Here is a 12,447-nt window from a genome sequence, read left to right on the forward strand (position 1 = left end):
AAGTCCAATTCTAAATTGCCGCGCTTCAAACTGAGCGCGAGCCAGAACCGTCAGACCTTCCGTCGCCGAAGCGCGATCACATAAATAACGAGCGCGATCGCGGCGAACGCGAACCACTGCACCGCATAGGCGAAATGGTTGTTCGGAATATCCTCCGGGCTCGGCCGCAAGCTCGGCATCAGACCCGGCGCCGCCTGATCCACGACCAGCAACAGCACATGGTCGCGGTCCGCATCGATCGTCCCCGTCACGCGCCCGCCGGTCCAGCCGACCGGGTTCTTCGGGTCGCGCGACCATCCCATGTCCACCGCCATCCCCGGCCCCTCGGCGCCCGTCCGGCACTGCACGATATGCCGCCAGCCGCTCTCGCCTGTCCGGCTGCGTCCGGCCCGTGCGGTCCAGCCCATCGGTTCCACGCAGAACCCGCCGCTCCGCCGGTACAGCAGCGCCCCGTCGCGCACCGGTACCGCGGGCCATGCGACCACGGGTTTGCCGGGTGCCGCGGCAAATTGCGCCAGCAACGCCTCCTTCTCGTGCATCCGCCGCACCTGCCACAGGCCCAGCATCGCCATGCCGATCACCGCCGCCAGCACGACCAGCGTCGGAATGACCGGAATGCGCAGCCGCAACGTCGCGCCGACTGGAACGGTCACCGCCGGTCCTCCGGCGCATCCCCGCGGATCCGCCCCTCGCGCGCATCGTTGCGATACTCCGCCAGGATCAGCATCGCCTTCGCCACGCGCAGCGACCCGATGACGGACAGCAACGCCACCGGTGTCCAGATCAGGAAATGCACCCAGAAGGGCGGCGACACGGTCAGTTCCAGCGTGATCGCCGCGATCGAGATGATCGTCCCGATGCCCAGCGTCAGGAACGCCGCCGGCCCGTCATCGACGTTGAACTTCGCGAACTCCAGCCCGCAGTTCGGGCACGCCGGCGCGAACCGCGCGACCCCCGCGAACAGCGTCGGCGCGCCGCAACGGGGGCACAGCCCCTTCAGGCCGGCGGCGATGAATTCGGGCGAGATGTGAACGGGCTCGGTCATCTGCCCCAGATAGCATGATCCCCCCGGAACGCAGTGCGGTTCCGGAGGGATCGTGGCTGGACATAAGGTCCGGTCGGGCGTGTTGCCTCAGCCCGCGTGGATCGTCGCGCCCCAGCCGCCCCAGACATAGATCGAGATGAACAGAAACAGCCACACGACATCGACGAAGTGCCAGTACCAGGCCGCCGCTTCGAACCCGAAATGCTGCTTCGGCGTGAAGTCGCCCTTGTACGTCCGGAACAGGCAGACGGCGAGGAAGATGGTGCCGACCAGCACGTGGAACCCGTGGAACCCGGTCGCCATGAAGAACGCAGCGCCGTAGTTCAGTCCCTTGAAGGCGAACGGCGCATGCATGTACTCATAGGCCTGGATCGTCGAGAACAGCGCGCCCAGCGCGATCGTGCACCACAGCCCGGTCTTCAGCCCCTCACGGTCTCCCTGCAGCAGCGAATGGTGCGCCCAGGTCACCGTCGTCCCCGAACACAGCAGGATCAGCGTGTTGAGCAGTGGCAGGTGGAACGGGTCGATGACTTCGATCCCCTTCGGCGGCCACACGCCACCGACCGCGTCGACCGTCGACGGGAACAGCGAGAAGTCGAACCACGCCCAGAACCAGCCGACGAAGAACATCACCTCCGACGCGATGAACAGGATCATCCCGTACCGCAGGTGGAGCGACACGACGGGCGTATGATCGCCGGCATTCGCCTCGCGGATCACGTCCGACCACCAGCTGTAGAAGGTGTAGAGGATCCCGATCAGGCCGAAAAAGAACACCAACCCGCCATGCGCGACGCTGTGCATCCACATGATCCCGCCCGACGCCATGACCAGCGCCGCCATCGACCCGAAAAACGGCCAGATGCTCGGCGGAAGGATATGATAATCATGGTTCTTGGCACCGGCCATCTGCGGTCTTCCCCTCTTGTCGTTGCTTGGGCTTAGCCCGCCGTCTCGGGCGAATCCACCGGATAGAATGTGTAGCTCAGCGTGATCTCGCTGACCTCGCGCGCATCCGGATCGTCGAGGATCTTCGGATCGACATAATAGGTCACCGGCATCCGCATCGTGGCGCCGGCCTCCAGCGTTTGATTGGTGAAGCAGAAACACTGGATCTTGGTGAAATATTTGCCGACCTGGCTCGGCGTGACGTTGAACGATGCGCTGCCCGTGACCGGATGATCCGCCGCATTGGTCGCGTTGAAGAACGCCAGTTCGCGCGCGCCGATCGCGACTCGCGCGGTCTGCTGTTCCGGCGTGAACGTCCAGGGCAGGCGAGAACTGACATTGGCGTCGAACCGCACGGAGATGATCTTGCCGACCACCGCACCCGGTGCCTGCGCCAGCGTCGCGCGCTGCGTCGTGCCGTCGAACCCGGTATATTCGCAGAAGATGCGGTACAGCGGCACGCTGGCGAACCCGAGCCCCACCATCGCCGCGACGAGCAACAGCATCAGGTTGCGCACCCGCCGGTTGCGGCCCGCCAGCATCTGAGCCGCGGCCGTATTCACAGCATCTTCGCCATGCTGATCCCGAAGAACAGCACCGCCAGCGCGCCGAGGCAGAGCCCCATCACGATCGACCGGCTCTTCTGCCGACGCCGCAGCTCGGCTTCCTGCGCAGGCGTCAGGTCGGGCGTCATGCGAAGAACCGATCGACGACCAGCGCGCCGAACAGCACGAACAGGTAGAGGATCGAGAAGGCGAACAACCGCCGCTCCGGCTTCATCGCGGCCTGATCGGTCTCGCGGCTGACTGCGACCTGCACCGCCATCGCGGCGAACACCGCGGTGAACAAGCACGCCACCACGCCGTAGATCGCACCGGTCAGCCCGAGCGGCCACGGCGCGATGGCCGTGATCGACATCGGCACGGTATAGAGCAGCACCTGCGTCCGCGTGACGGTCAGCCCGGCCACCACAGGCAGCATCGGCACACCCGCGGCAGCGTAATCCGTCTTCACATACAGCGACAGCGCCCAAAAATGCGGCGGCGTCCACAGGAACACCAGCGCGAACAGCAGCACGGGCAGCAGATCGACCCGCCCCGTCGCCGCAGCCCAGCCGATCAGCGCGGGAAACGCGCCCGCCGCACCACCGATCACGATGTTCTGCGGCGTCCGGCGCTTCAGCCAGACGGTGTAGATCAGCACATAGAACCAGATCGACACGGTCAGGATACCGGCCGCCAGCAGGTTCACCGCCAGCCCCATCAGCAGCACGGAGAAGGACGCGAGCCCCACGCCAAAATGCAGCGCCGACTGGCGGTCCATCCGCCCCGCCGGCAGCGGCCGGTTGCGCGTCCGCTTCATCTTCGCGTCGAGGTCGGCCTCATACCACTGGTTCAGCGCACCCGCCGCACCCGCGCCCAGCGTGATGCACAGGATCGCGGTGAACCCCAGCACCGGATGGATCGGCACCCGCGCTGCCAGCATCCCGCACAGCCCGGTGAACACCACCAGCGTCAGCACCCGCGGTTTGCACAGCGCGACGAAATCGCGCCACTCCGCCGGCATTGCGGCAACGGGTGAAGGCACGACCGCGCCGTCGGCAGGGGCAGTCAGGTCAGGATAGGCGCTGGATGCCATGTCACTCGATCAAATCGGCGCAGCCCCGTGATCGGGACGGCGCACAGGATACCGAAGGTCAGTCGATCTTCGGCAGGGTTTCGAACTGGTGGTACGGCGGCGGGCTGGACAGTGTCCATTCCAGCGTCGTCGCGCCCTCTCCCCACGGATTGTCCCCGGCCGGCTTTCCACCGATCAACGACACGACGAGGTTCACGAAGAAGAACAGCATGCCGAGTGCCATGATGCCGTAGCCCATGGTGGCGAGATGGTTGTACCAGGCAAACGCGTCCGGATAGTCCGGGATACGCCGCGGCATGCCGTCCAGTCCCAGGAAATGCATCGGGAAGAACAACAGGTTCACGCCGACGAAGAACACCCAAAAGTGCAGCTGGCCAAGAACCTCGTTGTACATCTTCCCCGACATCTTGGGAAACCAGTAGTAGAAGCCCGCGAACAGCCCGAACACCGCACCCAGCGACAGCACATAATGGAAATGCGCCACCACATAATAGGTGTCGTGCATATAGTTATCGATGCCGCCGTTCGCCAGCACCACGCCGGTGACGCCACCCACCGTGAACATGAAGATGAACCCGATCGCCCACAGCATCGGCGTCTTGAAGCTGAGCGAACCGCCCCACATCGTCGCGATCCAGGAGAAGATCTTGATGCCGGTCGGCACCGCGATCACCATCGTGGCGGCGGTGAAGTACATCTTGGTGTTCACGTCCAAGCCGGTCGTGAACATGTGGTGCGCCCACACGATGAACCCGACCACGCCGATCGCCACCATGGCGTACGCCATGCCGAGATAGCCGAACACGGGCTTGCGGCTGAACGTCGCGATGATCTGGCTGACGATGCCAAAGCCCGGCAGGATCATGATGTACACTTCGGGGTGGCCGAAGAACCAGAACAGATGCTGGTACAGGATCGGATTGCCGCCCCCGCTCGCATCGAAGAACGCGGTGCCGAAGTTGCGATCGGTCAACAGCATCGTGATCGCCGCGGCCAGCACCGGCAGCGCCAGGAGCAGCAAGAACGCGGTGACCAGCACCGACCACACGAACAGCGGCATCTTGTGCAGCGTCATGCCCGGCGCGCGCATGTTGAAGATCGTGGTGATGAAGTTGATCGCCCCCAGGATCGACGATGCGCCGGCCAGATGGAGCGACAGGATCGCCATGTCGACCGCGGCGCCCGACGATCCGATCGTCGACAGCGGCGGATAGACCGTCCAGCCCGTGCCCGCGCCGCCGACGAAGGCGGACCCGAGCAGCAGGATGAACGCCGGCACGATCAGCCAGAACGACACGTTGTTCATGCGCGGGAACGCCATGTCCGGCGCGCCGATCATGATCGGTATGAACCAGTTGCCGAACCCGCCGATCATCGCGGGCATCACCATGAAGAACACCATGATCAGGCCGTGCGCGGTGATCAGCACGTTCCAGAACTGGAGCGCCGCATCGCCTTCCTGCCCCGACCAGGCTTCCAGATACTGGATGCCCGGCGCCGCCAGCTCGGCCCGCATCAGGCCCGAAATCGCCCCACCGATCACGCCCGCCAGGATGGCGAAGATCAGATAGAGGGTGCCGATGTCCTTGTGGTTCGTCGACATGAACCAGCGTTGGAAGAACGCCGGCTTGTGGTCCGCGTCATGGGCATGGCCCGGCGCTTCATGCGCCTGGAAATGCAGCGCGTTGGCTGTGCTGTCGGTCATTTGGCCTGCGAACCTTCATTGTCGGTGGCGCCCTGCGCGACGGGTTGGGCGGTCACGGTCGCGTCGATCGTCTTGTCGCTGCCACCCGCACCGCGGCCGGCAATGGCGGCGTCGGCGGCGGGTGTCGGCACTGCGGCGGTCGCCGGGCTGGCGGGGCTGGTCGCATCCGGATTGGCAGCGCCCCCGGCACCGGGCATCGTCCCGCCCTTCGATGCGACCCACGCCGCGAACTGCGCCCGCGGCACCACTTCGACCGCGATCGGCATGAACGCATGGCGCGCGCCGCACAGCTCGGAACACTGGCCGTAATAGACGCCGGGGCGATCCACCTTGAACCAGGTTTCGTTCAACCGGCCGGGCACCGCGTCCATCTTGGTCCAGAACGCCGGAACCGCGAAGCTGTGGATGACGTCGGCCGACGTCACGATCAGCTTCACCACCGCGCCCGCGGGCACCACCATCCGCTCGTCCACCGCCAGCAGGCGGGGGCCGTCGGCCTGGGTGCGCGCACGCTGGCCCGCGGTGACCTTGTCCGGCTCCTTCAGCATGTTCGAGACGAGCTCGAAATCGCCGTTGTCGGGATATTGATAGGTCCAGTACCACTGGTTGCCGATCACCTTGACCGTCAGGTCGGCCGGCGGCGGGCTATACTGCTTGGCCAGCAGCCGGATCGACGGCACCGCGATGACCAGCAGAATCGCGACCGGGGCCAGCGTCCAGACGACCTCGAGCAACGTGTTGTGCGACGTGCGCGACGGCGTCGGGTTGGCCGCACGGCGATAGCGGAACACCACCCAGATCAGCAGCACGAGCACGAACAGCGTGATGATCGTGATGACCGGCATCAGCACGATGTCGTGCATCCACGCCGCGTCCTGACCGACTTCGGTCACCTGATCCTGCAGGCCGGCGCGCCCGTCGGGCAGGCCGATACCGGGGGTCGGCAGCGCCTGCGGAATGGCGGCGGCGGCCGGATCGTTGCTCGACGGCACGTTGGCGCTCGCCTGGCCGATCGCGGGGGCAACGGGATCGACACCCACGCCCTTCGGCGGCAGCGGCGCCGTCGCGGCGACGGTGGGCGTTCCCTGCGCGGCATCGTTGACGATGGCCGGTGCCGGCGCGCCCGTCGGGGCGACGGTCTGCGCGGCGGCCGGGTTGGCGACCGCGGACGGCGGTGCCGCGGTTTGCGCGAGCGCGAGGGTCGAGCTCAACACCACCGCCAGCGTCGCGATCATCGTCTTGAAGCCGTTCATTCATCCCCCGTTTCGGGCGGCGAAACGCCTTTGCGTCCCTTTAGCGCACCTGTCCAATTGTTCACCTATACCCGCCGCCGGTCCCGGCCTCAACCCGCTCCGCCGAAAACCATGCGGCGCGGTTGCAGCGCGCCGACCACCGCCCTATCTGCCGCCGGAACGATCGGCCCTGATCGTATTTACCTTAGGGGTTGCCCCAAGTGCACGAAGACGAGGTCCTGGCCGAATTCCGCGCAGCCGGTGCGCTGCTCGAAGGACATTTTGTCCTATCCTCTGGCCTGCACAGCCCGCGATACCTGCAATGCGCCCGCGTCCTGATGGATCCGACCCGCGCCGCCCGACTCGCCGCGGCCCTCGCGCTGTCGATCCCCGACAAGATTAAGATCCAGCTTGGCGCGGTCGTCAGCCCCGCGATGGGCGGCATCATCATCGGTCACGAGATGGGTCGCGCGCTGGGGCTCGACGCGATGTTCGTGGAGCGCCCGACCGGCACGTTTGAACTGCGCCGCGGTTTCCGCCTGCCCCCCGGGCAGAAGATCCTGCTGGTCGAGGACGTCGTCACCACGGGCTTGAGCTCGCGCGAGGCGATCCGTGCGATCGAAGCGGAGGGCGGCGAGGTCATCGCCGCCGCCTCGTTGGTCGACCGCTCGAACGGCACCGTCGACCTCGGCGTGCCCTACTACCCGCTCATCCGCCTCGACGTGCCAAGCTACGCTGCAGACGCGCTTCCCCCCGAACTGGCCGCCATCCCGACGACGAAGCCCGGCAGCCGGGCGGCATGACCAGGCCGGGCCATCTCCGCCTCGGCGTCAATATCGATCACGTCGCCACGATCCGCAACGCGCGCGGCGTCGCCTATCCCGACCCGGTCCGCGCCGGCCTCCTTGCCGAACTGGCCGGGGCCGACGGCATCACTGCGCATCTGCGCGAGGATCGGCGCCACATCACCGACGACGACATCGCCCGGCTGGCTGCGACCCTCACCGTCCCGCTGAACTTCGAAATGGCCGCGACCGACGAGATGCTCGGCATCGCGCTCCGCCACCGCCCGCACGCCGCCTGCATTGTCCCCGAACGGCGGGAGGAACGCACGACCGAGGGCGGGCTCGACGCCGCCGGGCAATATGACCGGCTCCAGCCGCTCGTCGCCGCACTGCGCGATGCCGGCATCCGCGTCTCGCTGTTCATCGCGCCCGAGGCGCGGCAGATCGACGCTGCAATCCGGCTCGGCGCCCCCGTCGTCGAACTGCACACCGGCCACTATGCCGACCTCCCGGACGCGGACCGCGCCACCGAACTACGCCGCCTGTCTGATGCCGCCGCCCTCGCCGCGCGCAACGGGATCGAGGTCCATGCCGGCCACGGGCTGACCTACGACAATGTCGTGCCGATCGCCGCGATCCCGCAGGTCGCCGAACTCAACATCGGCCACTTCCTCGTCGGCGAGGCGCTGTTCACCGGCCTCGACGCCAGCGTCCGCCAGATGCGCGCGCTGATGGATTCCGCCCGGTGAGCATGCCGCGATGATCGTCGGCATCGGCTCCGACCTCTGCAATATCGACCGGGTCCAGGCCTCGCTCGACCGGTTCGGCGATCGCTTTACCGACCGGGTCTTCACCCCCACGGAACGGGCAAAGGCGGACAAGCGCCCCTTCACCCGCGCGGGCACCTACGCCAAGCGTTTCGCCGCCAAGGAAGCCTTTTCCAAGGCGGTCGGAACCGGGTTCAGGCAGGGCGTGTTCATGCGCGATATCGGGGTCGTCAATCTGCCCTCTGGCGCGCCGACCTTGGCGCTGACGGGCGGCGCGAAAGCCAGGCTTGACGCGATGACGCCGCCGGGCCACGCCGTCGATATCCATCTGACCATGACCGACGACCATCCCTTCGCGCAGGCCTTCGTCATCCTCTTCGCCCGCCCGATACGAGAAAGACAGACGCCGTGAGCGATACCAAGGCCGCAATGGCTGCCCCCGCAAAACCCGCTCCCCGGCCGACGGACTGGTGGGGCGAGGCCAAGGGCATCTTCTGGCTCGTGCTGGCCGTCCTCGCCTTTCACAGCCTGCTCGCCAAGCCGTTCTACATCCCCAGTGAATCGATGATGCCGACGCTGGTGAAGGGCGATCGGCTGGTCGTCACCAAATATCCGTATGGCTGGTCCTACGTCTCGCCCAGCTTCCACGTCCTGCCGTTCCTCAAGGGCCGGCTGTTCGGCCGCCTGCCGGAACGCGGCGACATCGTCATCGTGATGCCGCAGGGGAAGACGTCGGACTACATCAAGCGCGTCATCGGCCTGCCCGGCGATCGCCTCGCCGTCCGCAACGGCACCGTGATCCTGAACGGCGTCCCCGTGCAGCGCCGCTCGATCGGCACCGCCAAGATCCCGGTCGACGCCAACGTGCCGTGCGACCAGCCGCAGGTGATGCAGTACCGCGTCACCGGCGAAGACGGCCGGCTTTACTGTGCGCTCCCACTCGTCCGCGAAACGCTCCCCGGTGGTGCGACCTTCAACACGATCGACCTTGGCGACTATCCCCCGGTCGATGACTATGCCGAAATCACGATCCCGGCGAACCACGTCTTTCTGATGGGCGACAACCGCGATCAGTCCGCCGACAGCCGCGTCCCCGCCGACCAGGAAGGGTTGAACGGCCCGGTCCCGTACGAAAATCTCGGCGGCCGCGCGGAATTCATCACCTTCTCGCTCGACGGCACGTCGACCTGGCTCAACCCAATCAGCTGGTTCACCGCGATGCGCGGTGACCGGGCCGGCACCAGCCTCCACCCGGACCGCAGCGCCGCCGCCGCCGCTTCGACGAAATGAGCGGCGAGGAGCGGACCGAGACGCCCGGCCCGGCCGATAACAACGGTCCGGTCGTCGGGCGCGAGATCGTCCGCGCCGCGGTCTGGCTCGGCCTCGCCTCCGCGATCTTCCTCGTCTGGACCCTGTCGCAGACGATCCTCGTCATCATCGGCGCGTTCGTGATCTGCCAGATGCTCGACGGCGGCACCCGCCTGCTCGGCCGCATCCTGCCGATCGGCCGGTCGTGGCGGCTGCTGATCGTCTGCCTGGCGGTGCTCGGCTTCATGGCCTGGGTCGTCTACTTCGCCGGTGCCTCGATCATGGGGCAGTTCGACATGCTCCGCACCACCGTGACGCAGCAAAGCGCCCGCGTGCTCGCCTGGGGCCAGTCGATGGGGCTGTCCGCTAGCGGCGCGCAGATGGATCAGGTCGGGCAACAGCTGATGGGTTCGATCGGCAAGCTCACCTCCGCAGTCGGCACCGCCTTCGGTGCGCTCTCGTCGATCGCGATGATCGTCGTGCTCGGGCTGTTCTTTGCGGCGGACCCCAAGCTGTACGAACGCGGCATCGCCTGGATGCTCCCGCTCGACGGGCGCGAGTCCTTCTACAAGACCGCCGCCAAGATGGGCCACACGCTCCGCATGCTGATGTTCGGCCGGCTGATCGGCATGGCGGTCGAGGGGGTCGGCACCTGGGCGCTGCTCGCGATCGGTGGCGTGCCGATGGCCGGGCTGCTCGGCATCCTGACCGGCCTGCTCGCCTTTCTGCCCAACATCGGCGCGATCGTGTCGGGCGTGCTGATCGTGCTCGTCGGGTTCAGCCAGGGCGTCGACACTGGCCTGTGGGCGGTCGGCGTCTACTGCGTCGTTCAGGTCATCGACGGCTACATCATCGTGCCGATGGTGGCCAAACGCTCCGTCGACCTCGCCCCCGCCCTCGTCCTCGGCGCCCAGCTCCTGTTCGGCGCGCTCTTCGGCATCCTCGGCTTGGCCCTCGCCGACCCGATCGTTGCGATGATCAAGGTCATGCTGGAGCAACGCTCGAAAGAAGCCGCGGCGGAAGCAGCGTAAAGTCCGGTCGCAACAGCAAAGCCCTTTCCCTTTCAAGGGAGGGGGTTGGGGGTGGGTGCAACACCATCCCAAATCCAACACAGCGACGATGACCAGAGACCCTAAGGCACTCGTAACGGGCCTCCGTTACAGCAACCTCAACCTACTCACCGCACCTCACGCCCAACCGGATACACCAGATACCGCGCATCGTAATAAGGCGACCGCTCGTAAAACCACGCCAGCCGTGCCCGCGCATCGCCCGCAAACTTGGCATCCCCCTTCACCTTCGCCGCAAACGCCGCGCGCAACTTCGGATCCCGCGCCAGCATCGCATCCGCCATCGGCGCGATCACATAGGCCTCCATATATTCCGTCCGCTGCAGGATCTCCGGGAAGAACCCCCAGGCGAGCAACCCGTCCGGGCTCTCCGGCTCCAGCAACGCCGCCGCCAGTTGCTCCAGCGGCTGGTCCGCCGGCACCCGCACCGATCCCGCCGGCCAGGTCTCGCGTGCCACGGCATGCACATAGGTCGCCGATTTCAACGGCACCCGCCCCTCGTTCGCGGCGCCCAGCACAGGGTCCACCAGCCGTACCCGGTCCGTCGCCACCGTCCGCGGGGCCGCGATCGTCTCCATCTCCACCCCGTGCAGCCTGAGCCGCGCGATCACGTCGAGTCGGCTCGCCGGCACCCACCAGGCGCGCGGCAGCCGCGTCGTGACGTCCGGCTCCTCGCCCCAGATCGGCATCTGCACCCGCGTCGGCCGACCGGTCCAGCGGATGACCTCGCCGCCCGCCGCAGCCGACGGCACCATGTCATGCGAGATTCCGTCGAACGCCCGCGTTGCGCCCGGTGCCGCGCTCCGCTTCCACGCCAGCACCTGCTGAGCCGGCCGCACTCGCCGGTCCGCGGCGATTGCCGCCCGCGCCCCCGCCCCGTCCGCACCCAGCAGCCGCAACGAAGCCTCGATCAGCACATAGCTGCCCAGCACGCGCTGGCGATACGGCTTCAGCGAATGCGTCTCGACCAGCACCGTCGGCACATGGCTCAGGTCGCCATAACCGTCCGAAAACCGCCCCGTGCTCGCCGTATCCTCGATCCCCTTGTCCGGATCGGGATCGATGGTCGAGATATACTGATACGGCTTGTGCCCCGCCGCGGTCAGCGCCGCCTCCACCGCCGGCCGGTACGTCCGGTCCAGCCAGCGCCCGACCGCCGCCGACTGCGCATAACGCCCGCCGAACCCGTTGAAATCGGTCGTGATGTCGTACTGGTAATCGATCCCGTCGGTGACGTGGATGTCGAGGTACAGCGCCGGGTCCCATTTGCGGATCAGCCCGATCATCGCCTGCATTTCGGGCGTATCGGCCTTCAGATAATCGCGGTTCAGGTTCATGTTCTGCGCCGTCGTGCGCCAGCCCTGACCCGCCGGCCCCCGTTGGTTCGGCCGGTTAAAGTCCCCCGCCCGCTCATGCCCGTCGACGTTGAAGATCGGCACGAACACCAGGGTCGCCCGATCGAGCAACCCGTCCTTGCCCCGCAAAGCGATGTCGCGCAGCAGCATCAGCCCCGCGTCCTTCCCGTCGATCTCGCCCGCATGAATGCCGGCCTGCACCAGCAGCACCGGCTTGCCCGCTCCCGGCTTCGACGCGACCACCGCATACAACACCCGCCCCTCCGGCGACCGCCCGAACGGCTCGATCCGCAACAACGGCGACGCCGCCACCAGCCGATCCACCCACGCCCGCGTCTCCGCATAGGACGGCGTCGTCGCAAACCCGCTCGCCTCCGACGGCGTGATCCACGGATCCCCCGCACTGGCGACCAGTGCGACGCTCTTCCCCGACCAGGGCTGCACCGGCGGCAGCGGCGCCTGCGGAAACGTAGCGGCCAGCATCGTCAGCAGGGCGATCATATGGTCAGGTCCTCCATCGGCGGTCTCCACCCCAACCGTTCGTGCTGAGTAGAGGCCGAGTAGCGCCACTCGGCGCGTATCGAGGGCGCGTAT

14 protein-coding genes are annotated in these 12,447 nt (G+C 66.9%); 5 read left to right on the forward strand and 9 right to left on the reverse strand.

Annotated elements, in window-relative coordinates:
* Positions 1–50 precede the first annotated feature (50 nt).
* The 8 genes from IEX50_RS07610 to coxB form a co-directional block, all read right to left on the reverse strand.
* Positions 51–653, reverse strand: coding sequence for an SURF1 family protein (locus IEX50_RS07610; protein WP_229673736.1), 603 nt, complete (start codon positions 651–653; stop codon positions 51–53).
* Positions 650–1,045, reverse strand: a complete 396-nt coding sequence (locus IEX50_RS07615) for a DUF983 domain-containing protein (protein ID WP_157174926.1) — start codon at positions 1,043–1,045, stop codon at positions 650–652. Before IEX50_RS07615 ends, IEX50_RS07610 begins: the two co-directional genes overlap by 4 nt.
* Positions 1,046–1,132: 87 nt before the next feature.
* Entirely contained in the window at positions 1,133–1,954 is an 822-nt protein-coding gene (locus tag IEX50_RS07620; protein WP_157174925.1) for a cytochrome c oxidase subunit 3, read from the reverse strand.
* 32 nt (positions 1,955–1,986) lie between these two features.
* Positions 1,987–2,535, reverse strand: coding sequence for a cytochrome c oxidase assembly protein (locus tag IEX50_RS07625; protein WP_157175805.1), 549 nt, complete (start codon positions 2,533–2,535; stop codon positions 1,987–1,989).
* A gap of 17 nt (positions 2,536–2,552) precedes the next feature.
* Positions 2,553–2,687: a cytochrome c oxidase system small membrane protein gene (locus IEX50_RS17660; RefSeq protein WP_260160389.1), complete on the reverse strand. Its 135-nt coding sequence runs from the start codon at positions 2,685–2,687 to the stop codon at positions 2,553–2,555.
* On the reverse strand, positions 2,684–3,631 hold the full coding sequence (locus IEX50_RS07630; RefSeq protein ID WP_184075044.1) for a heme o synthase: 948 nt from the start codon (positions 3,629–3,631) through the stop codon (positions 2,684–2,686). Before IEX50_RS07630 ends, IEX50_RS17660 begins: the two co-directional genes overlap by 4 nt.
* Positions 3,632–3,689: 58 nt before the next feature.
* Positions 3,690–5,336 carry a cytochrome c oxidase subunit I gene (gene ctaD / locus IEX50_RS07635; RefSeq protein ID WP_157174924.1) on the reverse strand — a complete coding sequence of 549 codons (1,647 nt, stop codon included), beginning with the start codon at positions 5,334–5,336 and terminating at the stop codon, positions 3,690–3,692.
* Entirely contained in the window at positions 5,333–6,589 is a 1,257-nt protein-coding gene (gene coxB / locus IEX50_RS07640; protein WP_229673738.1) for a cytochrome c oxidase subunit II, read from the reverse strand. The genes ctaD and coxB overlap by 4 nt, the downstream gene beginning before the upstream one ends.
* 200 nt (positions 6,590–6,789) lie before the next feature.
* Between coxB and pyrE the strand changes: the two genes are divergently transcribed.
* The 5 genes from pyrE to IEX50_RS07665 are packed head-to-tail and all read left to right on the forward strand — an operon-like array spanning position 6,790 to position 10,459.
* The gene (gene pyrE, locus IEX50_RS07645) at positions 6,790–7,371 is read left to right on the forward strand and encodes an orotate phosphoribosyltransferase (protein WP_157174923.1); all 582 of its coding nucleotides are present in this window, start codon (positions 6,790–6,792) and stop codon (positions 7,369–7,371) included.
* On the forward strand, positions 7,368–8,102 hold the full coding sequence (locus IEX50_RS07650) for a pyridoxine 5'-phosphate synthase (RefSeq protein ID WP_157174922.1): 735 nt from the start codon (positions 7,368–7,370) through the stop codon (positions 8,100–8,102). Before pyrE ends, IEX50_RS07650 begins: the two co-directional genes overlap by 4 nt.
* Positions 8,103–8,112: 10 nt before the next feature.
* On the forward strand, positions 8,113–8,532 hold the full coding sequence (gene acpS, locus IEX50_RS07655) for a holo-ACP synthase (protein ID WP_157174921.1): 420 nt from the start codon (positions 8,113–8,115) through the stop codon (positions 8,530–8,532).
* Between the two features lie 17 nt (positions 8,533–8,549).
* On the forward strand, positions 8,550–9,410 hold the full coding sequence (gene lepB, locus IEX50_RS07660) for a signal peptidase I (protein ID WP_157175802.1): 861 nt from the start codon (positions 8,550–8,552) through the stop codon (positions 9,408–9,410).
* Positions 9,407–10,459: an AI-2E family transporter gene (locus IEX50_RS07665; RefSeq protein WP_157174920.1), complete on the forward strand. Its 1,053-nt coding sequence runs from the start codon at positions 9,407–9,409 to the stop codon at positions 10,457–10,459. The genes lepB and IEX50_RS07665 overlap by 4 nt, the downstream gene beginning before the upstream one ends.
* Before the next feature lie 146 nt (positions 10,460–10,605).
* On the opposite strand, the gene IEX50_RS07670 is transcribed toward IEX50_RS07665, so the two are convergent.
* The gene (locus IEX50_RS07670; RefSeq protein WP_157174919.1) at positions 10,606–12,354 is read right to left on the reverse strand and encodes a M14 family metallopeptidase; all 1,749 of its coding nucleotides are present in this window, start codon (positions 12,352–12,354) and stop codon (positions 10,606–10,608) included.
* Between the last annotated feature and the right edge of the window lie 93 nt (positions 12,355–12,447).

Origin of the sequence: Sphingomonas prati, from assembly GCF_014643515.1 — a bacterium.
Taxonomy (GTDB): Bacteria; Pseudomonadota; Alphaproteobacteria; order Sphingomonadales; family Sphingomonadaceae; genus Sphingomonas_R; species Sphingomonas_R prati.

Coding starts and splice junctions, on each gene's coding strand:
- IEX50_RS07615 (WP_157174926.1), bottom strand. CDS start 1,045: ATGACCGAGCCCGTTCACATCTCGCCCGAATTCATCGCCGCCGGCCTG.
- IEX50_RS07620 (WP_157174925.1), bottom strand. CDS start 1,954: ATGGCCGGTGCCAAGAACCATGATTATCATATCCTTCCGCCGAGCATC.
- IEX50_RS07625 (WP_157175805.1), bottom strand. CDS start 2,535: ATGCTGGCGGGCCGCAACCGGCGGGTGCGCAACCTGATGCTGTTGCTC.
- IEX50_RS17660 (WP_260160389.1), bottom strand. CDS start 2,687: ATGACGCCCGACCTGACGCCTGCGCAGGAAGCCGAGCTGCGGCGTCGG.
- IEX50_RS07630 (WP_184075044.1), bottom strand. CDS start 3,631: ATGGCATCCAGCGCCTATCCTGACCTGACTGCCCCTGCCGACGGCGCG.
- ctaD (WP_157174924.1), bottom strand. CDS start 5,336: ATGACCGACAGCACAGCCAACGCGCTGCATTTCCAGGCGCATGAAGCG.
- coxB (WP_229673738.1), bottom strand. CDS start 6,589: ATGAACGGCTTCAAGACGATGATCGCGACGCTGGCGGTGGTGTTGAGC.
- IEX50_RS07650 (WP_157174922.1), top strand. CDS start 7,368: ATGACCAGGCCGGGCCATCTCCGCCTCGGCGTCAATATCGATCACGTC.
- acpS (WP_157174921.1), top strand. CDS start 8,113: ATGATCGTCGGCATCGGCTCCGACCTCTGCAATATCGACCGGGTCCAG.
- lepB (WP_157175802.1), top strand. CDS start 8,550: ATGGCTGCCCCCGCAAAACCCGCTCCCCGGCCGACGGACTGGTGGGGC.
- IEX50_RS07665 (WP_157174920.1), top strand. CDS start 9,407: ATGAGCGGCGAGGAGCGGACCGAGACGCCCGGCCCGGCCGATAACAAC.
- IEX50_RS07670 (WP_157174919.1), bottom strand. CDS start 12,354: ATGATCGCCCTGCTGACGATGCTGGCCGCTACGTTTCCGCAGGCGCCG.